The sequence below is a fragment of the Halomonas sp. genome, from assembly GCF_033549285.1.
Classification (GTDB): Bacteria; Pseudomonadota; Gammaproteobacteria; order Pseudomonadales; family Halomonadaceae; genus Halomonas.
The window spans coordinates 1-18,273 of sequence record NZ_JAWSUJ010000087.1 but is presented as its reverse complement, the minus strand read 5'-3'; the positions used below and the strand labels follow the sequence as shown (position 1 = coordinate 18,273).

20 protein-coding genes are annotated in these 18,273 nt (G+C 62.9%); 8 read left to right on the top strand and 12 right to left on the bottom strand.

The features are described from left to right. From SCI24_RS16525 to SCI24_RS16505, 5 genes are all read right to left on the bottom strand, one after another. On the bottom strand, positions 1–400 hold a 400-nt coding region (locus tag SCI24_RS16525; protein ID WP_318726425.1), incomplete at its 3' end, for a BCCT family transporter. Between the two features lie 81 nt (positions 401–481). Further along, the gene (folD, locus tag SCI24_RS16520; protein ID WP_318726424.1) at positions 482–1,342 is read right to left on the bottom strand and encodes a bifunctional methylenetetrahydrofolate dehydrogenase/methenyltetrahydrofolate cyclohydrolase FolD; all 861 of its coding nucleotides are present in this window, start codon (positions 1,340–1,342) and stop codon (positions 482–484) included. Between the two features lie 14 nt (positions 1,343–1,356). Continuing rightward, complete coding sequence (gene purU / locus SCI24_RS16515; RefSeq protein WP_318726423.1) at positions 1,357–2,232, bottom strand: formyltetrahydrofolate deformylase; 876 nt, start codon at positions 2,230–2,232, stop codon at positions 1,357–1,359. Between the two features lie 143 nt (positions 2,233–2,375). Beyond that, positions 2,376–2,852: a methylenetetrahydrofolate reductase C-terminal domain-containing protein gene (locus SCI24_RS16510; RefSeq protein WP_318726422.1), complete on the bottom strand. Its 477-nt coding sequence runs from the start codon at positions 2,850–2,852 to the stop codon at positions 2,376–2,378. Between the two features lie 204 nt (positions 2,853–3,056). Next, positions 3,057–4,226 carry a glycine cleavage T C-terminal barrel domain-containing protein gene (locus tag SCI24_RS16505; RefSeq protein ID WP_318726421.1) on the bottom strand — a complete coding sequence of 390 codons (1,170 nt, stop codon included), beginning with the start codon at positions 4,224–4,226 and terminating at the stop codon, positions 3,057–3,059. Positions 4,227–4,761: 535 nt separating this feature from the next. Here SCI24_RS16505 and SCI24_RS16500 point away from each other — a divergent pair. Continuing rightward, positions 4,762–6,057 (top strand): CynX/NimT family MFS transporter, encoded by a 1,296-nt coding sequence (locus SCI24_RS16500; protein WP_318726420.1) that lies wholly within the window; start codon positions 4,762–4,764, stop codon positions 6,055–6,057. A 385-nt stretch (positions 6,058–6,442) separates the two neighbouring features. Here SCI24_RS16500 and SCI24_RS16495 read toward each other — a convergent pair whose 3' ends face one another. Together SCI24_RS16495 and SCI24_RS16490 are read right to left on the bottom strand one after the other, a co-directional pair. Next, a complete protein-coding gene (locus tag SCI24_RS16495; protein WP_318726419.1) occupies positions 6,443–6,934 on the bottom strand; it encodes an Lrp/AsnC family transcriptional regulator in 492 nt (163 codons plus the stop codon). A gap of 161 nt (positions 6,935–7,095) precedes the next feature. Continuing rightward, a complete protein-coding gene (locus tag SCI24_RS16490; RefSeq protein ID WP_318726418.1) occupies positions 7,096–8,520 on the bottom strand; it encodes a dihydrolipoyl dehydrogenase in 1,425 nt (474 codons plus the stop codon). Positions 8,521–8,919: 399 nt separating this feature from the next. On the opposite strand from SCI24_RS16490, the gene SCI24_RS16485 reads away from it, so the two are divergent. The 6 genes from SCI24_RS16485 to SCI24_RS16460 all read left to right on the top strand — a co-directional run bounded on the left by SCI24_RS16485 (position 8,920) and on the right by SCI24_RS16460 (position 14,253). Further along, positions 8,920–9,369, top strand: coding sequence for an OsmC family protein (locus SCI24_RS16485; protein ID WP_318726417.1), 450 nt, complete (start codon positions 8,920–8,922; stop codon positions 9,367–9,369). Between the two features lie 26 nt (positions 9,370–9,395). Further along, positions 9,396–10,196: an enoyl-CoA hydratase gene (locus SCI24_RS16480; RefSeq protein ID WP_318726416.1), complete on the top strand. Its 801-nt coding sequence runs from the start codon at positions 9,396–9,398 to the stop codon at positions 10,194–10,196. Positions 10,197–10,259: 63 nt separating this feature from the next. After that, positions 10,260–11,900: an acyl-CoA synthetase gene (locus SCI24_RS16475; protein WP_318726415.1), complete on the top strand. Its 1,641-nt coding sequence runs from the start codon at positions 10,260–10,262 to the stop codon at positions 11,898–11,900. A gap of 79 nt (positions 11,901–11,979) precedes the next feature. Then, the gene (locus SCI24_RS16470) at positions 11,980–12,462 is read left to right on the top strand and encodes a methylenetetrahydrofolate reductase C-terminal domain-containing protein (RefSeq protein WP_318726414.1); all 483 of its coding nucleotides are present in this window, start codon (positions 11,980–11,982) and stop codon (positions 12,460–12,462) included. Beyond that, a complete protein-coding gene (locus SCI24_RS16465; RefSeq protein WP_318726413.1) occupies positions 12,459–13,502 on the top strand; it encodes a methylenetetrahydrofolate reductase in 1,044 nt (347 codons plus the stop codon). Before SCI24_RS16470 ends, SCI24_RS16465 begins: the two co-directional genes overlap by 4 nt. Positions 13,503–13,533: 31 nt before the next feature. Continuing rightward, positions 13,534–14,253 (top strand): glutathione S-transferase family protein, encoded by a 720-nt coding sequence (locus SCI24_RS16460; protein ID WP_318726412.1) that lies wholly within the window; start codon positions 13,534–13,536, stop codon positions 14,251–14,253. Here the strand turns inward: SCI24_RS16460 and SCI24_RS16455 are convergent. The 5 genes from SCI24_RS16455 to SCI24_RS16435 form a co-directional block, all read right to left on the bottom strand. Then, entirely contained in the window at positions 14,218–15,177 is a 960-nt protein-coding gene (locus SCI24_RS16455) for a LysR family transcriptional regulator (protein WP_318726411.1), read from the bottom strand. The genes SCI24_RS16460 and SCI24_RS16455 overlap by 36 nt on opposite strands. A gap of 146 nt (positions 15,178–15,323) precedes the next feature. After that, the gene (locus tag SCI24_RS16450; protein ID WP_318726410.1) at positions 15,324–16,178 is read right to left on the bottom strand and encodes a sirohydrochlorin chelatase; all 855 of its coding nucleotides are present in this window, start codon (positions 16,176–16,178) and stop codon (positions 15,324–15,326) included. A gap of 16 nt (positions 16,179–16,194) precedes the next feature. After that, positions 16,195–16,527 carry an antibiotic biosynthesis monooxygenase gene (locus SCI24_RS16445; RefSeq protein ID WP_318726409.1) on the bottom strand — a complete coding sequence of 111 codons (333 nt, stop codon included), beginning with the start codon at positions 16,525–16,527 and terminating at the stop codon, positions 16,195–16,197. 126 nt (positions 16,528–16,653) lie between these two features. Further along, complete coding sequence (locus SCI24_RS16440) at positions 16,654–17,334, bottom strand: 5'-methylthioadenosine/S-adenosylhomocysteine nucleosidase (RefSeq protein ID WP_318726408.1); 681 nt, start codon at positions 17,332–17,334, stop codon at positions 16,654–16,656. Between the two features lie 16 nt (positions 17,335–17,350). Next, on the bottom strand, positions 17,351–17,638 hold the full coding sequence (locus tag SCI24_RS16435) for a coiled coil domain-containing protein (RefSeq protein ID WP_318726407.1): 288 nt from the start codon (positions 17,636–17,638) through the stop codon (positions 17,351–17,353). 228 nt (positions 17,639–17,866) lie between these two features. Here SCI24_RS16435 and SCI24_RS16430 point away from each other — a divergent pair, with 228 nt between their 5' ends. Next, positions 17,867–18,196, top strand: coding sequence for a DUF427 domain-containing protein (locus SCI24_RS16430; RefSeq protein WP_318726406.1), 330 nt, complete (start codon positions 17,867–17,869; stop codon positions 18,194–18,196). The last annotated feature ends 77 nt before the right edge of the window (positions 18,197–18,273 follow it).

The window sequence follows — 18,273 nt, the reverse complement described above, 5'->3', positions numbered from 1 at the left end:
AGTCGGTGTAGTAGGCCACCGGCTCGGCCACGCTCCAGAACATCAGGCCGATGCCCATGCCGGCGGCAAACAGCATGCTGAACCAGGAGACCAGCGAATGCTCCGGCCGGGCGTTCTGACCGCCCAGCCGGATGCGCCCCAGCGGCAGCACGATCAGCACCAGGCACAGCACCACGAAGAGGTTGCCGACGATCATGAACAGCCAGTCGAAGTGCTCGATGGACCAGCCCCGCGCGGCCGTCAGCTGGGAATTGGCGGCATCGGGGTAGATCAGGGCGTAGAGGATGAAGGCGATGATCGCCAGGGCGGAGAGGGGAAAGACGGGGTTGTGGAAGTCCAGCCCCAGTATCTGGGTGTTGTCATGGCCCGGGGCCATGGTGGGGTCGTCGTTGTGGTTCATGCGAGGTCCTCTGTTGTTATTGTCGCGTCGCCTGTGGGGCGATGCCGGACATTTCTGGCGTGTGTGGGGGAGAGCTGAAGGTCAGGCAAGCTGACGCCTTGCGGCACGTGTCGTGTTCAACAGCAGGCAGGCGATCGTCATTGGACCCACGCCACCGGGTACCGGCGTGATTGCGCCAGCGACGCGGGCAACCGATTCGAAATCCACGTCACCCACGAGCTTTCGCTTGCCATCGACATCAATGGCGTTGATACCGACATCGATGACCGTTGCTCCCGGCTTGATCCAGTCAGCGTTGATGAATTCCGCCCGGCCGACCGCCGCTACCACGATATCGGCATCGCGGCACAGTGCTTCGATGTTCCTCGTTCGTGAATGGGCAATGGTGACCGTGCAGTTTGCCTGCAAGAGCAGAGCTGCCATCGGCTTTCCCACGATATTGGAGCGCCCCACCACCACGACATTCTTGCCGCTAAGGTCCGGATGGACCTGGCGCAGCATGATCATGCAGCCTTGTGGCGTGCACGGCACCAGCGATGGCCGCCCGGAAGCCAGTGCCCCGACGTTCAGTGGGTGAAAGCCATCGACATCCTTGGCCGGGTGGATGGACGCTATCACCACATCCTCATCGAGCTGTGACGGAAGCGGCAGTTGCACCAGGATGCCGTGCACCTCGGGATCATTGTTCAGATCATCGATCAGCGCATTTAGGGTGTCCTGGGAGGTTTCGGCATCGAGGCGGTGCTCGATAGAACCCATCCCCGCTTCTGTCGCCCGCTTCACCTTGTTTCTCACATACACCTGGCTAGCGGGATCCTCCCCCACAAGCACGACAGCCAGTGTCGGCACCATGTCATGTTCGCCCTTGAGTAGCGCGACTTCAGAGGCGACGTCCTGCAAGAGCCGGTCCGAGAGCTGTTTTCCGTCTATTAAATGAGTCATCATGCCCCCTGCGTCTATTTGAAAATGACGGTCTTGTTGCCCGAAAGGAACACACGGCTCTCGGTATGCAGCTTGACGGCGCTTGCCAGTGCCTTCGTTTCGGTATCGCGGCCAAGGGCAACGAGTTCTTCCGGGTAGTAGGCATGATTGACGGGGAGCACGGACTGTTCGATGATCGGGCCTTCATCCAGATCTGCGGTCACATAGTGCGCAGTAGCACCGATCAGCTTGACGCCACGCTCGAATGCCTGGTGATAGGGCTTGGCACCCTTGAAGCCGGGCAGGAAGGAGTGATGGATATTGATGGCCCGTCCGTGCAGCTGCTTGCATAGGCTATCGGACAGGACCTGCATGTAACGCGCCAGTACCACCAGCTCGGTTCCTGTCGCGTTGATGATGTTGAGCAGCTCGGCTTCCTGTTCCAGTTTGGTTTCTGCCGTCACTGGCAGGTGAACAAAGCGAAAGCCTTCACGCTCGACAAGCGGTTGAAGATCCAGGTGGTTGGATACGACCGCGGTGATATCGATGTTCAGTTCGCCCTTGTGATAGCGATAAAGAAGGTCGACCAGGCAGTGGTCAAACTTGGATACCATGATCATGACTTTGGTCGGGTGGCTGACCTCATGCATCGCCCAGGCTATGCCGTGCTTGTCTGCCAGGGCATTGAATCCAGTGCGGATGTCTTCGAAGGTGTGGCGGGAATCCGGGGTTATGTTGAATAGCGTCCGTAAGAAGAACTGACCGCTGATCTTGTCATCGAATTGAGATAGCTCTGCGATATAGCCGCCGCGCTCTGTGATATAGGAAGCGATTCCGGCAACGATTCCAGGCGCAGTCCTGCAGCTGACAGTGAGGATGTACTGGTTGGAGTAGTCCGTGAAGTGTCTCATGGCAGAAAACCTTTATATATTGATGTTTGTTGGTTGATTCGCTGACAGCAACTTGATGTCTTTGAAATTATTTATTCAGGCATCAGGATCGATTGCCTGGCGGGTTGTTCATTATTGCGATCAAGGTTCATGACATTAAAAGCTTACTTCGAAGCCTTGCTAGGGTCTTCTGCCAGGTTCGACGCGTTACGTGCGACACGCAGCCAGGACGAGCTTCCCTTCTGACGATGATCAACTGGCAGTTGCACCACCTGTATCTTGTCACCGCCTTTCATCTTCCGGCTTCCATCCCAGGCTTCGACCCAGACACATCGCATCTCCGGATTGACCTCACAGTTGCCGTTGGCGCGCACCCCGCCACAAGGACCGTTGCGCAAGGACTTAGGGCAGTTCATGGGGCAGGACATTCCGGTAGAGCTGAGGATGCACTGACCACACATCTTGCAGTCGAACAGTAATCCCTTGCTGATCTTTTCCAGCTTGCTCACCGGCTTTTCTGCGCGCTGGTAGCCAACCGAATTCCAGAGCGGCTGCAACTTGACGACTACCGGTTCGAATATTCGGTATACACCCTCAAGGAATCTTGCGTGCCGCACGGCCCAAAGACGAATGGAATACATGTGTCTCTCCTTTCACGGCAACGCCACTGTGGAACTGATCATGGATCCCTGGATCCGTGAGACGCCTTCTTGACCCATTACAACCAACAAGAAACTTCTCGCCTTGCCAGGTAAATACTTTCCTGGCGAAGAGGTTGGTATTACAAGGTGCCATGGCACTCACGGATGCAGGGTCTTTTCAAGTCAACCGCCAGGCCGGTTTTTTCAAGCGGATGTGGCGATCTTCTTCTTGGGATCGAAGAAGGGCTTTTCGACCACAACGGCCTTCACGGGTCCGGATGCGGTTTGAATTTCCAGTTCAGTCCCGATCGCGGCATGTTCAGCGGCCACCATGGCCAGCGCAATGTTCTGCTCAAGGCGCGGGGAATAGACTGCAGACGTCACCTTTCCGACGGTCTCGCCATCCTTGCTGAGTGGCCAGTACCTGGTGTTGGGTCTCTTGAGGGGCGCCATATCGATACGCAGCCCGACCTGCTTGCGACTCACGCCATGGTCACGGATGCGCTGCAATGCGGCCTTGCCGATAAACTCCGCCTCCATGTCCGGGTTCACCAGACGATCCATCCCGAGTTCGTAAGGATTGGTGTTGCTGTCCGCGTCAGCGTGATAGGAGAGCATCCCACCTTCGATGCGGCGAATCGTGGAGGTATGACCAGGCTTCAATCCGAAGGGTGCACCTGCCGCCATGATCTTTTCCCAGAGTTCATCCCCTCGCGTGCCGTCACGCAGATAAAGCTCATAGCCCAGTTCGCTCGACCAACCGGTACGCGAGACAATCAGCGGGATGCCATCAAGCTCGATCTCGCGCAACCAGTAGTAGCGCAGGTCCATGATGCTCTCGCCAAAGAGTTTCTTCATCACCTCGCCCGAGTTCGGGCCCTGTAATTGCAGAGGCGAGACATCGGGTTCGCGGATGCTGACATCGAGCCCGGCATGAACCGCAACACCTTGTGCCCACAGGAGGATGTCGCTGTCAGCCAGAGAGATCCAGAAGTGATTCTCTGCCAGCCTTAGCAGGATCGGGTCGTTCAGAATGCCACCGTCCGCATTGGTGATGAGGATGTACTTGCACTGACCAACGGCCATTTCCGAGAGATCACGCGGGGTCAGGCTCTGCACGAATTTCGCCGCATCGGGCCCCGTGATTTCTACCTGCCGCTCGCCGGCAACATCGCAAAGGATCGCCTCGTTCACGAGGTTCCAGAAATTCTGTTCCGGATCCCCGAAGTCACGCGGGATATACATGTGGTTGTATACGGAAAAGCCCTTTGCCCCCCAGCGGACCGTTGCGTCAAAGTAGGGCGACTTTCGGATCTGTGTCCCGAACCCGAAGTCATCTTCTTTTTCTATGTTGGCTGACGTAAGATTTGTCATTGTAGTTACCTTTCGTGATGTGGAATTCAAGGGCAGCGCGAACTGGCTGATTCAGCACAGCTCACTATAGGCTCACATGACGCTGTGAAGCGGCCTAAAATCACGACGAATCAGAACTGAACAGACCAGTTTTGTACGCAGGGCAGGCCATTTGGTCCGGCTTGTCGGAACAAGGCCCCTTTGTCGCTGGGCGTGGGATTGATCCCCTGCTCCAGCCGTCGGGAGATCCGTCGTTGGCTCATGCCGAAGTCAAGGCAGGGGGGCGTCTGATACCGTTGGGGCTGGGGCAGCTGGCGGTATCCCGGGCCTTGCTTCACCTTCGTTGCAGAGCCGAGGAGGGGCTGCGCTGGACCTCTCGCCCCTTGCCTGCTGCGCCAGGGGGCGGCGTTTATTCCATGAGTCGAGGATGTGGGGGATGCATGGTGATCAAGAGAAAGCGTGATATCGAGCATCAGCGGAGAAGCATCCCGCGGCATGGGGGACGTCTGGCACCGGCATGGGCCGTAAGCGTCGATGCATGTCTCGTGGAGGCACCATGAAGACGCTATCGAGCACGGGGTTCGCGATCTTTGGCGCAGCGCTGATCGCGATCAGTTACGGGCTCGCACGCTTCGCCTTCGGGCTTTTCGTGCCCCCTATCCGGGATGAACTGGAACTCACGCCGTACGTGATCGGGATCATCGGCGCGCTGCCGCTCATCAGTTTCCTGCTGGCCACGGCGATCGCGCCGTTCATCACCGATCACCTCGGGGCCCGCTACACGGCGATGCTCTCCGGTATGTTCGGCGTCGGCGGCCTGGCGCTGATCAGCCAGGCCACCGACGCTCTGATGCTGGGCATGGGGGTGTTCGCTTGCGGCATCTGCACGGGCCTGATGATGCCGGCGCTCACGGCCGCCATGCAGGCGGTGGTGAAACGCTCGATGCACGGGCGCGTCAGCTCGGTCATGAACGCGGGGACCAGCATCGGCGTGATCGTGGCCGTACCGACGGTGCTGTTCCTGGCCGGTGCCTGGCGCTTGGCGTACCTCTCCTTCGCCATCCTGGCCGGTATCGGCGTCATTGCCGCCTGGCTCTTGCTGCCCTCGGTGTCGCGTATCACGCCGGGGAACGCCGCGCCGCCGCCCCCGATCAGTGAACTGCCCTGGTCACGCCTTGTCAGGCTCTCGCTGTTCGCCTTCCTGATGGGCTTCATCTCATCCGCGTACTGGATCTTCGCGCCTGACCTGGTGGTCACCCTCGGCGGCCTGCCGTCCGGCGCCACCGGATGGCTATGGCTCTCGGTGGGCATCGCCGGCCTCGGCGGGGCCGTGGTGGCCGACCTGGCCGATCGCAACAACCCACCCATCACGCAGGCCTTGATGCTGATGATGCTGGCCGCGAGCCTGGCACTGCTGGCAGCCAGCCCCGGTCAGCCATTGCTGACGGTCTTTTCGGCGCTGGTCTTCGGCCTGGCCTACATGAGCCTGACGGGGCTCTACCTCATGACCGGCATCCGCCTGTTGCCGGGCCGATTGTCGGTTGGGCCGGTACTGCCCTTCATGGCGGTATCGCTGGGGCAGGCGTCCGGCTCGCCTGTCGTCGGCGGGCTGGTGGACTCCTTCGGCTACGCCGATGCCTTTGCCATGTTCGCCGCGCTCGGCATCCTGGTGGCGATCCTGTCGCCCTTCTACCCGGGCCACATCGCCCAGGCCGAGGAGGACGAGGAGGACACCGGCCTCCAGGCGGCATACGATCACCAGCTACAGAACGAGGAGGGCGAGCCACTGGAGCCCGTTGTGGATGAGGATGAAAATGCGGACGGAGCTGAAAAGCCCGCCGTCAACTCATGACGGCGGCCCCGCAGGGCTATCGCAGATGGAAGTAACGCTCGAGGCTGTTCCGGCGACAGGTCTTCTGGGAGGCGCTGTGAACCCCTCCCTGGGCGCTACCGATGCCATCCCTGGCATAGGACCTCCCCTCCGACCTGTCCCCGGCGCCTCTCGCTTCGGTTAACTGCGATTGCCCTGGGCGGCCCCGGAGTATCCGGGCTCCTGAGCAGGAGCCCGGGTACAAATGAGCCGGTTATCGGTCACCGGCTCATTTCTCCGATCGATCACGCAGTGTCTCGGCGACCGCTCGGACCACGGAATCGTTGATCTCCCGGAGGTCGGTCCCCGTAGGGGAGGAGTGCCGAACGGATATCGGAGCCTGTTGCCGAACGCCTGCGCTTCCGGTTCAATCTTCTGATTCAGCCATCAGGCAGGAAAGTCTGGGGTGAGTCGACTTGATGTCCCGGGTTGCGATGTAGGTCATGTAGCGCTCGATTCCCAGTTCCTCTGAAAGAAGCCTTTCCATTACCTGCTGAAAGGCGGAAAGGCTGGGCGCGACGACTTTCAGGACATAATCCATGCCGCCACCCGTCGCTATGCATTCGACGATCTCGTCCACCTGGCGGATATAGGCCTCGAAGCGCTCGAAAGCCGATTTTTGATGCCCCTTCAGCGAAACGGTCACGATGACCTTGGAGACATCCACGATCCTGTCCAGCGAGATGTCCGCATGATATCCACGTATCAGGCCAGCTTCCTTCAATCGGTTGAAACGAATCCAGCAGGGCGTCGGAGAAAGGTTGACCAGCTCTGACAGCCTTGTCTTGCTGAGCTGCCCGTGCTGCTGCACGGCGGACAGGATGCGCAAGTCGGCCGCATCAAGAGTCACTTTCCTCATGTCTTCTCAGCCTCTGTTTGATTCACGCAGGCGGGGGCGTCGTCGTTTCATGGGGGCCTGAGTGCACAGTCTAGATCGTTGCGATGAAGTTGGCCTCGTTATGCTAGACACATGGACTGATCGAGATGCTGCGTATTCCACGCCACCATGAATGAGTCGGGTCAATGGCTCATGCTTTCGGCGGCGTAGCGCCTGCACTTGTCCCGAGCGTTGATCAAGACGTCACGCAGCAGCTCTTCGGCGCTGGGGTGGTAGACCGGCATCGACAGGACCTGCTCTGCCGTCATGCCGTGCGTGATGGCCAGGGCAAGCAGGTGTGCCAGGTGTTCCGCCTTGTACCCGAGAAGCTCGGCGCCCAGTATCACGCCGGTTTTCGCGTCCAGGTAGACCTGGATACGCCCCTGGACCTTGTTCCAGACCACATGGCGAGGACTGGTAAACGGCAGGTCGCCAATGACGATCTCCCGCCCCTCGAGCTGCCGGAAGCTCTGGCCGATCGTGGCGATCTGGGGGTCGGTGAAGGCCACCATCAACGGCGGCCTGCGCTGTGCAGGCACCGGGTTCGGGTAGTTCAAGGCATTATCGGCGGCGATACGCCCCTCATCGAATGCCTCGTGCCACAACGGCAGGTGGTCGGTCACGTCGCCGGCGATAAAGATAGGAAGGTCCGAGCAGCGCATCGTCTGCGGGTCGAATGTCACCGCGCCCGCCTCGGTGACTTCCACGCCCGTATGCTCCATACCCAGACGGTCCACGTTGGGGATCCTCCCCGTGGCCACCAGTACCCTGTCGAACACCCTGGTGACCCGCTCTCCGTTCGGTTGCTCAAACTCGATCCAGGCACCTTCGGCGTCTTCCCGGGTGCTCACCACCTGGCCGACGGGGTAGATATCCAGCTCGGTGCTGAAGAGGTCGAGCGCTTGCTGCTGCAGGTCCGGATGAGTGAGGGCGTTGATCCTTCCGGAGCGGCCGTAGATGGTCGTCTCGACGCCCAGCCGATGGAGTGCCTGCCCCAGTTCCAGGGCAATCACGCCCGTACCGATCACGGCGATCGAGCGGGGCAGGTCCTCCAGTTCGAAGACCGTGTCGCTGGTGAGCACACGGGCCATCACCGGCTCGAACACCTCGCTGACCGCCGGCCGGGAGCCGCAGGCGAGGATGAACTTCTTCGCAGTGACCTCGACCGATTCATCCACCCTGAGGCGGCCAGGCCCGATAAAGCGGGCGCGTCCCTCAAGCTTGTGGTGGGCCGGAATCTTGTCGACGTAGCGGAGGTTGTTGGCGACAAAGCGATTATCTCGCTCCCGGCGCAACCGTTCGAAGACCTTGCGTCCATCCACGCGACCCGTCGCCGTCACCCCGAAAAACTCGCTGGAGTTCAAGTGGTGCGCGTAATCGGCAGCGGTGATCATCAGCTTGCTGGGCATGCAGCCGACTCGTGCACAGGTGGTGCCGTAGGGGCCGTCCTGGATCATCACCAGGCTGTCGGTCTTGCGGCTGATCCTCGAGTAGGCGCCCAGCCCGGCGGTGCCGGCGCCGATGATGGCGTATTCAACATTCATGGTCTTCATGGCAGGTTCGCTCATCTGGCGCCTCATCGTAGCGGGTGTCTTGTTGTTCAAGGCGTAACTTGGTGGTTGAGGGGTTAGCAACTGGCTGAATGATAAAAGGCTGGTGAAGTGGTAGTTGAATTTTTCAAGAGGAAGGGATTGAAAGTCGTCAGCCCAGGGAAGGCTATCCGGGGCCTTTCAAGCGGTAAAGCGATAGATTCTCAGTGTTTGGGTTATTTTTGCTAATCCATGGGTGGTGGGCTGGAGGGCCGGGTCCGCCCTTGGTGAGGAATGATGGCGCACCCGGGGCCCCTCGTCAGGGGTTGCAAGGCCTCACGTTAGCCAGGCTAATCCAACTGCTTAGAAATCGTCGCTTTCCGGGAATTTCCTGGATCGCATACGATTCGCAGAGATTCGCAGAAAGGAAGCCTGTCCATGTCAGTCCACGAGTCCGCCATCCGTTGGCAGCGAAACCTCCACGAGGCCGATGCCAGTACGTACTCGCGCAACCATCAGGTCATATTGAATGGCGGCCAGCAGCTCAATGTTTCCGCATCGGCTGAGTTCAAGGGCGATGCAAGCTGCGCCGACCCGGAACAGATGCTGGTCAGCGCGGTGTCCAGCTGTCATATGCTGTTCTTTCTGGCGATCGCCGAGTTCCAGGGGTATCAGGTCGAATCCTATCACGACGATCCCGTTGGTCATCTGGAACGCAACGACAGGAAAGGGATGGAGGTGACGCGTATCGTGCTGTCACCGCGCATCACCTTTGGCGGCGATAACATGCCGAATCAGGACGCGATATCCAGGATTCACGCCGGCGCCCATCGTAACTGTTTCATCCGTAACTCGATCACCGCCGAGGTGTCGATCAATCATAGCTAGTCAGCCATTCCTGTCGGGAGTCATTCATGAATAACAGCCAAACTTCGGAAAGTATCCTGCTCAGAGAGGATAAGGACGGGGCTGTCACCCTCACCTTGAATCGGCCGGACAAGTTCAACACCCTTTCCGAGGCGATGCTTGCCGAGTTGCAGCGGGAGCTGGACGCGATCGCCGTCGACCCTGCCGTTCGCTGTGTGGTAATCGGTGCCAAGGGACGTGGGTTTTGCGCCGGTCACGACCTGCGGGAGATGCGTGCCAACCCTGACCAATCCTATTATCAGGCGCTGTTTCGTCGCTGCAGCCGAGTGATGCAGAGCATCGTCGCGCTGCCGGTGCCGGTCATCGCCAACGTCCAGGGCATGGCCACGGCGGCGGGGTGCCAGCTGGTGGCCAGCTGTGACCTGGCCATCGCCGCCCGATCGGCCAGCTTCGCGGTATCGGGCATCAACGTGGGCCTGTTCTGTTCGACACCCGCCGTGGCGCTGTCACGCAACATTCCCCCAAAGCGGGCGTTCGACATGCTGGTATCAGGCCACTTCATCGATGCGGAGACGGCACTGGAGTGGGGGCTGTTGAGTGGCGTCACCGACGATGCCGACCTGGACGCGGCCGTGGCCGACAAGGTGGCTCAGATCCTGAGCAAGAGCCCTGCGGCGGTGCGCTTTGGAAAGTCCATGTTCCACCACCAGCGTCAGATGGCCCTGGAGGATGCCTACGACTTCGCCGGCGATGTGATGGCCGAGAACATGTTGAGCCCTGACGCCGGCGAGGGGATCGATGCCTTTCTCGCCAAGCGTAAACCCGTCTGGGAGCAGCCAGGCCGTTAGTGCCGCCGTGCCGGTTGAAACGCCGGGCCATGAACCCTCCCTTACAATAACAGGGGTTACACCATGAGTGATGTCTGCCAGTTCAATGATGCCCTCGAGAAAACGGCGGCAAATCAAGTACCGCTGTCCCCCTTGAGCTTCATCAAGCGGGCTGCTGCCGTTTATCCCGACAGGACGGCGCTGATCTACCACGAGACGCGTTACAGCTGGCAGCAGACCTATGACCGCTGTTGTCGACTGGCCTCCCTGTTGAAACAGTTCGGCATCGAGAGGGGTGATACGGTGGCCGTCATGTTGCCGAACGTCCCGGCCATGTACGAAGCCCATTTCGGGGTTCCCATGGTGGGCGCGGTGTTGAACGCGATCAACATTCGCCTGGACCCGGAGGCGGTGGCCTTCATCCTCGAACATAGCCGCTCGCGCCTGCTGCTGGTGGACCCCGAGTACGTGGACGTGGTCGAGAAGGCCCTGGCCCGCCTGGAAGGGCCGGCGCCCAGGGTGATCAACGTCTCCGACCCGAGCCAGGGCGAAGAGCGTCTGATCGGCGACCTGGAGTACGAGGCGCTGCTGGCCGAGCAGCCGGCGCGGGACGACTGGCAGCTGCCGGCCGACGAGTGGGATGCGATCGCGCTGGGGTACACCTCCGGTACCACCGGCAACCCCAAGGGAGTCGTCACCCACCATAGGGGCGCCTACCTGAATGCGGTGAGCAACGTGCTCTCCTGGACCCTGCCGTCCCGCGTGGTCTACCTGTGGACGCTGCCGATGTTTCACTGCAACGGTTGGTGCTTCCCTTGGACGCTGGCGGCGATCGGCGGAACCAGCGTCTGCCTGCGCCGGGTCGACCCGCAGGAGATCCTGCGCCTGATCAGGCAGCATCGGGTCAGCCACTACTGCGGTGCGCCCATCGTCCACTCGATGATCGCCGATGCTGCCGGTGCCGAGCAGCAAGCGATCGACCACAAGGTGTCGGGGCTGATCGCCGGTGCGGCACCGCCGGCGTCGGTGCTGGAGCGGATGGAGAAGCTCGGTGTCGAGCTCACCCACGTCTACGGGCTCACCGAGACCTATGGTCCCGCCTCGGTGTGCGCCAAGCAGGATGGCTGGGACCAGCGCCCCCTGGAGGAGCGGGTCCGGCTGAATGGACGCCAGGGGGTCACCTATCCCCTGCAGGAGGGCATCGCGGTACTCGACCCGGCCACGCTGGAGCCCGTCCCCGCCGACGGCGAGACGGTGGGCGAGATCATGTTCCGGGGCAATATCGTCATGAAGGGGTATCTGCGCAACGAGGCCGCGACCAGCGAAGCCTTTGCCGGCGGCTGGTTTCACTCCGGTGACCTGGGTGTGGTGGAATCGGATGGCTACATCAAGATTCGCGACCGACTGAAGGACGTGATCATCTCGGGCGGGGAGAACATCTCCTCGATGGAAGTGGAGGAGATCCTCCAGCGACATGAAGAGGTCGAACTCGCGGCGGTCGTGGCGATGGCGGATGCCAAGTGGGGCGAAGTCCCCGCGGCCTTCGTCCAGTTGCGCCCCGGTAGCGAGCTCAGCGAAGACGCGCTGATCCGCTTCTGCAGGGACAATATCAGCCGCTTCAAGGCGCCCAAGAAGGTGATCTTCGGACCCTTGCCGACCACCCCCACGGGGAAGATCCAGAAGTTCCAGTTGCGCAAGCAGCTCGAGACCGGCCCGTCAGCCTGAACTGGGCGAGGATGAGGCCTGGAAGCAGCGGCGCTGGCGGAACGACGACACGGCTCCTCGACGAGAGAGGGAACATATCATGTACAGGGTGCGTCGCTGGGTGGTTCGCCATGCGAGAGTCTTCGAGATGATCTACCGAGGCTTCGAGCCGGTGCTGGTCAAGCTCGCCCCCGTGTGGAGGCGACTGGGTCACGAGCGTGTCGAGGCGCCGGTGAGCGTGGTGGAAAAGGCCGCCAAGGGGGCGCTCTTCGATTGCCTGATGTGCGGTCAGTGCATTCTCTCTGCCACCGGCATGTCCTGTCCCATGAACTGCCCCAAGACACTGCGCAACGGCCCCTGTGGCGGAGTGCGTGCCGATGGGCATTGCGAGGTGAAGCCCGAGATGGTGTGTGTCTGGGTCGATGCCTGGGAAGGAAGTCGTCAGATGAAACAGGGCGATCTCATCCACGCGGTCCAGTTGCCGGTGGACCATCGCCTCACGGGCAGCTCGTCCTGGCTTCGCGTGGTTCGCCAGCAGGACGCCAGCTCCTCTTCAGCCGCCAACAGAGAGACAAAAAGATGAAGTTCGATGACGAGCCCGTTCCGGGCTACTCCCTGCCGATCCTGCCCGGCCATGTCTCCCCCGGGCGATTGGAGCGGGTGCTGCGGGCGGGCAAGTTTGCCATCACCAGCGAGATCGACCCGCCGGACTCTGCCGACCCGGCCGAGGTGCTCAAGCGGGCGGCCATCTTCGATGGCTATGTCGATGCCATCAACGCCACGGATGGCTCCGGCGCCAACTGCCATATGTCCAGCGTCAGCGTCTGCTCGCTGCTGACCCGGGTCGGCTATGCCACCATCCTGCAGATCTCGTGCCGTGACCGTAACCGCATCGCCATGCAGGGCGAGATCCTCGGTGGCGCGGCCATGGGCGCCTGCAACCTGCTGTGTCTGACTGGTGACGGTGTGCAGGCCGGCGACCATCCCCAGGCCAAGCCGGTCTTCGACCTCGACTCCATCTCGCTGCTGCAGGTCGCCCGCAACATGCGCGACGAGCAACGCTTCGAGAGCGGGCGGCGCATCGAGACGCCCCCACGGATCTTCCTCGGTGCGGCCGAGAATCCCTTCGTGCCGCCGCTGGACTGGCGGCCGCTTCGCCTGGCCAAGAAGGTGGCGGCCGGTGCCCAGTTCATCCAGACCCAATACTGCTTCGATATCGAGCGGTTGCGCGACTTCATGCTCAAGGTGAACGACCTCGGCCTGCTGGAAGGCCCCGACCGCGTCTTCATCCTGCCCGGGATCGGGCCCCTGGCGTCGGCACGCAGCGCCCGCTGGATCCGCGAGAACGTGCCCGGGGTGCATATCCCGGACGCGGTGATCGCTCGGCTCGAGGGGGCCAAGAACCAGAAGGAGGAGGGCAAGCGGCTTTGCATGGACCTGCTTAACGAGATCCGCGAGATTCCGGGCGTCAGCGGCGCGCACATCATGGCCTACCGCCAGGAGCACAGTGTGGCGGAGATCATCGAGGAGACGGGGGTGCTCGAGGGCCGCGTGCCCTGGTACCCGGGGCGCGACGACCCGAAGGCGCTCAACCCCGAATCCCCGGAAGCCTTGTCGCTCTAGCGTGATGGATGTCGATACCGACACCGGGACGGTGCCTGACTACCGTCTCTACGCGTCGCCGGACAGCGCCAACCTGGTCGTGCGCATGGTGCTCGAGAGCGAAGGCATCCCCTATCGAGAGGTGCGGGTCGACCGGGCCGCGGGTGGACTGGATGACCCGGCCTTCCGTCGGCTCAATCCCCAGGGCCTGTTGCCGGTACTGGTGGATGAGCGCCATGGAACGGCGCTCTTCGAGACCGGCGCCATCCTGCTGCACCTTGCCGAACGCTGCCACGCCGCACGCCTTGCAGAGCCGGCAGGCCGTGGCCGCCTGCTGGCCTGGCTCTTCTTTCTCTCCAACACCCTCCACGCCGAGCTTCGACTCTGCTTCTACACGCCACGCTATGCGCCTCGCGCGGAGGACGCCCAGCGGCTGCGCGCTGCACTCCGGCCCCGCATGGTGGCACATCTCACGCAGCTGGAATCGCTCTGCGAACAGGGCCGGGAGCCCTGGCTGCTCGAGGAAGGGCCCAGCGTGCTCGATCCTTACCTGGGCTGTCTGGTGCGCTGGATGCAGCTCTATCCCGTCGATGACCCCTGTCGTGCGCTTCCCTGGGAACGCTTGCCGAGACTCGTCGGCATGCTGGAGGCGCTGGCCGAGCGGCCGGGCATCCGTCGTGCGGCCAGCGCAGAAGGCATCGAGGGGCGGCTGTTCATCGCGCCCGACTACCCTGACCTAGACCTGAGCGGCGTCACCGGCCAGGGCCGATGAGGGCATATCGGCTTCCTCCAGCAACCATTCGCGAAACTGCCCGGCGATGGGTCGCTCCAGGCCTTCGCCCGCACTCACCACGTAGTACGCCTGGTCGGAGTTCAGGGGAGAATCGGCCAGCACCACCAGCTTTCCGGCACTCAGCTCCGCCTGGTGGAGCTCCCGGCTGCCGAGCAGCACGCCCTGGCCGGCGATGGCCGCCTCCAGCGCCAGCAGCCCGTTGCCGAATCGCAGCTCCCGTAGCGTTCCGCTGTCACATCCCTGCTGCCTGAACCACTCCTTCCAGCCGTAGGGCTCGTTGAGGCGGGTGAGGGTGCTGTCGCACAGCAGCGGCAGTCCGCGCAGCGCGTCGACGCCCTCCACGGTGGCAGCCAGTTCCGGGGCGCAGATCGGCACCAGGTCCAGGCTCATCAGCCGCTGGGGCGCCAGGTCCGCGTAGTTGCCGTAGCCGAGTCGCACGGAAACGTCGATGCCCGCGCGCTTGAGATCGGCCACGCCGAAGTCGCTGTCACGGTGGCGATCCACCGTATGCAGGCTCGCCTGCAGCCGCACTTCGGCGTCCGGGCAACGGGCGTAGAAGCGATGCAAGCGAGGCACGATCCACTTGGTGGCGAACAAGGGCTCGGCGCACACGGTGACGATCAGGCGCTCCTCGCCATAGGCGCGGATCTTGTCCACCGCACGCCCCAGGGCATCAAACCCCTCATGCAGCTCCGGCAGGGCCACCCGCGCGGCCGGGGTCAAGCTGACCCGCCGGTGGTGGCGGACGAACAGGTCGACGCCGAGATACTCCTCGAGCGACTTGATCTGGTGGCTGATTGCCGCCGGCGTGACGTTGAGCTCCTTGGCGGCCGCGGCGAAACTCCTGGTTCGCGCGGCGACCTCGAAATAGGAGAGGGCGATCAGGGGAGGGAGGCGTGACATGGCGAATTCTCACGGCAATGGCGGTGGAGCACGGCGCGACCAAGTGCCCCGTTCAGGAGCCACTATAGGCGCTGCTGGTGGCTGGATTGCAGTGTTCCGGATGCACCACCGAGATCCCGCCCGGCGGCGCGAACCCCGCGGCCGGGTCACGCACTCGCCGGCAGCGAGAGCAGCAGCGGCGAGCCGACCAGGCCCTCGGAGAGGCGGGTCGTGAGCACCTCCAGGATGCCATGGTGCTCTCCCGCCAGGCGCGTGGTGGTGACGCGCAGGCCGGGCGAGTTCGCCATCGCCCGCTCGCAGATCTCCGCGATGTCGCCGCCCTCACCGGCGTGGCGCCCCGGCGAGAGGAACAGCATGGCGAGTATCACCTCGCTCTCGGCCATGGCCGGCGAGGCCAGCAGGTCGACCAGCAGCGGCTCGTTGAAGCGGTAGGCCTCGCCCTCGCGGCGCTCCATGGAGGCGAAGGTGACGCAACTGGCCTCGTCGCTGAGCAGCACGCTGAGCTGGCCGGCCAGGTAGTTGCGCACCGCCGTGACCTCGGGAATCGGGCTGCCGTGGTCGACCAGCACCACCTTCGGCTGCGAGAGGCCATTCATCCGCTCGCGCACGTTGTCGGCCAGCAGCTGCGCCAGGCGCAGGTCCAGCGGCGCCAGGGTGTCGACCAGCGGCAGCGCCACCTTGATGCCGAGCTTGGGGTAACGGGCCTGTACCTCGGCCAGCCGCTCCGGCAGGTAGCGGGTCAACGCCTGGCTGGGGCCGAAGAAGAAGGGCAGGATCACCAGCTCGGTCATGCCCTGTGCCGCCAGCTGCTCGGCCAGCGGCCCCAGCGAGACGGCCTTCTGGCCCTCCAGCTCATCCGGGGGGATCTTGTAGGAGTGCAGCAGGGAAGCGGCCTCGACCTCGTGGCCGGTGGTCCGGCTCAAGGCCCGGGCCAGGCGGCGCAGGTTGAGCGTGGCCTGGGGGCGCAGGGAGCCGTTGTCGACGAGCAGGATCTTTCTCATGGAGGCCTCGGTGGGTTCAGGCGTTGTCCGCGTCGCTGATTGTCTGGATGACCTCGAAGCCCTCGAAACTCGGCGGGCCCAGGTAGAGCCCCTCGCGCTTGCTCTGGCCGGCATTGGCGTGAGCCTTGCGGAAGGCCTCGGAGTGCGTCCAGGCCTCGAAGTCCTCGCGGGAGCGCCAGATCGTGTGGGAGGCGTAGAGCACGTGGTCCTCCTTCTCGGGGCCGCGCAGCATGTGGAACTCGACGAAGCCGGGCAGGCCCTGCAGGTGCGTTTCCCGCTCCAGCCAGATCTGCTCGAACTCCTGTGTTCTCTCGGGATTGACCCGGAAACGGTTCATGGCGATGTACACGGTGCTCGCTCCTTGTCGTCAGCCAGGGAAGGGAGGGGTGACGATGGCACCTTCGCCGAGGCCGGGCAAGGCCACCGCCAGCCGTCGCGCCGAACGCTTTCCACCGGCCTGCCACGGCCCGACGCCTCAGGGCGTCACCTGGCCTGCGGCGATGGCCTCGCCGAGGCGGTCGACGGCGGCGGCCAGCTTCTCGTCGATGACATGGAGCGTCTGTCTCCAGTCGTCGATGTGGCGCAGTTCCGTCCTGCCGTCCGAGATGCCACGCAGCACGACGAGCGGCATCGCGAAGCGCATGCAGGCGCGCAGGCAGGCATAGCTCTCCATGTCCACCATGTCGGCGGCGATGGCGTCATAGGCCGAGCCCGAGACGACATTGGCGCCGGTCGAGAGCGACGCTTCCCGGATGCCGGGAATGCGCAGGGGCAGCGGGACGGTCGCCGGCAGGTCGAGAAAGGGCGTGGCGCCTCGGGGGAAGCCCAGCGGGGAGGCGTCCATGTCGCGATAGGTGACGGAGGTCGCCTGGTAGACCTCGGTCTGTTCGAGAACCCGGCTGCCGGCCGATCCCAGCGACACCACCAGGTGCGGCAGGCGCTGGTGCCGGGCGAGGGTGGAAAGTGCCGCCGTGAGCTCGACGGCCGCCTCGACGGGGCCGACGCCGGTCATGAAGGGGGCGAAGCGTGCCTCGAGATGCGGGCCGTACTCGACCTCGGCCGCCATCACGAAGAGGACGTCGCGGCCGCCCAGCTCCGTCAGCCGGGCCGCGCCGAACGTATCTGCCCGGGTGCCAGGGGAAGGGGGCGTGGGCATCGCGGCGCGGGCTCGGTCACTTGAAGCGATTGCGGGCGGACTTGATCGCTTCGCTCAGCGAGTCCCAGGCGCGCTCCGCGCCGGCCCGGATGTCGTCCCAGGCGTCATCGCTGGAATGGCGCAACTCCTCGAGCTTCTTGCGCATCTCATCGCGCCGCGCCTCGAGCCGATCGATCTCCTCCTCCCGGTCGATGCGTGCATCGGCCTCGGCGCTCCGCGCGCGGGCCTTCAGCTTGTCCACCTCGGCCTGCAGCTCATCGAGCTTGGCGCGCAGCTTCTGTTCGTAGGCTTCCCTGTTGCTCATGGGGCACTCCTTTCCGTTTTCCGGTTCATGGAACCTTGAAGATAGCCTGTCCTCGGGCCGAGGGGGCAGTGCCTTCAGGGTGGCATACCGGCCGGGGGGCCTCGCAAGGCCGTGGTACGCCCGCACAACCTCCACCGAGACCTTCGATGTAAGCGATTGGCCATCGGCGGCAGAGAGGCTGGCTGCTACCCTGCTTGGCATATTAGAAAAAACATACAGGGAACTACCATGACTGATGCCCCCGCGGCACGCATCACGCTGCACCCGCATTCAAACCGGATGCGGGTCGTCATTGACGGCACCCTGCTCGCCGACACCACCCGCGCCATCGAACTGCGCGAACGCGGCTACCCGCCGCGGCAGTACCTTCCCCGCGACGATGTGCGCATGGACCTGCTGACGCCCTCCGACACCGTGACCCACTGCCCGTTCAAGGGTGATGCCTCGTACTTCTCGTTTGGTGAACGTGAAGATGTGGCGTGGAGTTATCAACAGCCTATGGGCGGGATGGAGAAGCTTGCTGGCAAGTTGGCATTCTATGATGAAGAAGTTAAATGACAGCTTTCGACCCGAAGCGGACAGCCCCCGTTGCCGGAAACACGAAAATTACAGCGGAACTTAAAAACCGATACGAG

What these genes read in the sequence shown, in the direction of transcription:
- folD (WP_318726424.1), bottom strand. Translation starts at nt 1,342, where the DNA reads ATGACTCATTTAATAGACGGAAAACAGCTCTCGGACCGGCTCTTGCAG.
- purU (WP_318726423.1), bottom strand. Translation starts at nt 2,232, where the DNA reads ATGAGACACTTCACGGACTACTCCAACCAGTACATCCTCACTGTCAGC.
- SCI24_RS16510 (WP_318726422.1), bottom strand. Translation starts at nt 2,852, where the DNA reads ATGTATTCCATTCGTCTTTGGGCCGTGCGGCACGCAAGATTCCTTGAG.
- SCI24_RS16505 (WP_318726421.1), bottom strand. Translation starts at nt 4,226, where the DNA reads ATGACAAATCTTACGTCAGCCAACATAGAAAAAGAAGATGACTTCGGG.
- SCI24_RS16500 (WP_318726420.1), top strand. Translation starts at nt 4,762, where the DNA reads ATGAAGACGCTATCGAGCACGGGGTTCGCGATCTTTGGCGCAGCGCTG.
- SCI24_RS16495 (WP_318726419.1), bottom strand. Translation starts at nt 6,934, where the DNA reads ATGAGGAAAGTGACTCTTGATGCGGCCGACTTGCGCATCCTGTCCGCC.
- SCI24_RS16490 (WP_318726418.1), bottom strand. Translation starts at nt 8,520, where the DNA reads ATGAGCGAACCTGCCATGAAGACCATGAATGTTGAATACGCCATCATC.
- SCI24_RS16485 (WP_318726417.1), top strand. Translation starts at nt 8,920, where the DNA reads ATGTCAGTCCACGAGTCCGCCATCCGTTGGCAGCGAAACCTCCACGAG.
- SCI24_RS16480 (WP_318726416.1), top strand. Translation starts at nt 9,396, where the DNA reads ATGAATAACAGCCAAACTTCGGAAAGTATCCTGCTCAGAGAGGATAAG.
- SCI24_RS16475 (WP_318726415.1), top strand. Translation starts at nt 10,260, where the DNA reads ATGAGTGATGTCTGCCAGTTCAATGATGCCCTCGAGAAAACGGCGGCA.
- SCI24_RS16470 (WP_318726414.1), top strand. Translation starts at nt 11,980, where the DNA reads ATGTACAGGGTGCGTCGCTGGGTGGTTCGCCATGCGAGAGTCTTCGAG.
- SCI24_RS16465 (WP_318726413.1), top strand. Translation starts at nt 12,459, where the DNA reads ATGAAGTTCGATGACGAGCCCGTTCCGGGCTACTCCCTGCCGATCCTG.
- SCI24_RS16455 (WP_318726411.1), bottom strand. Translation starts at nt 15,177, where the DNA reads ATGTCACGCCTCCCTCCCCTGATCGCCCTCTCCTATTTCGAGGTCGCC.
- SCI24_RS16450 (WP_318726410.1), bottom strand. Translation starts at nt 16,178, where the DNA reads ATGAGAAAGATCCTGCTCGTCGACAACGGCTCCCTGCGCCCCCAGGCC.
- SCI24_RS16440 (WP_318726408.1), bottom strand. Translation starts at nt 17,334, where the DNA reads ATGCCCACGCCCCCTTCCCCTGGCACCCGGGCAGATACGTTCGGCGCG.
- SCI24_RS16435 (WP_318726407.1), bottom strand. Translation starts at nt 17,638, where the DNA reads ATGAGCAACAGGGAAGCCTACGAACAGAAGCTGCGCGCCAAGCTCGAT.
- SCI24_RS16430 (WP_318726406.1), top strand. Translation starts at nt 17,867, where the DNA reads ATGACTGATGCCCCCGCGGCACGCATCACGCTGCACCCGCATTCAAAC.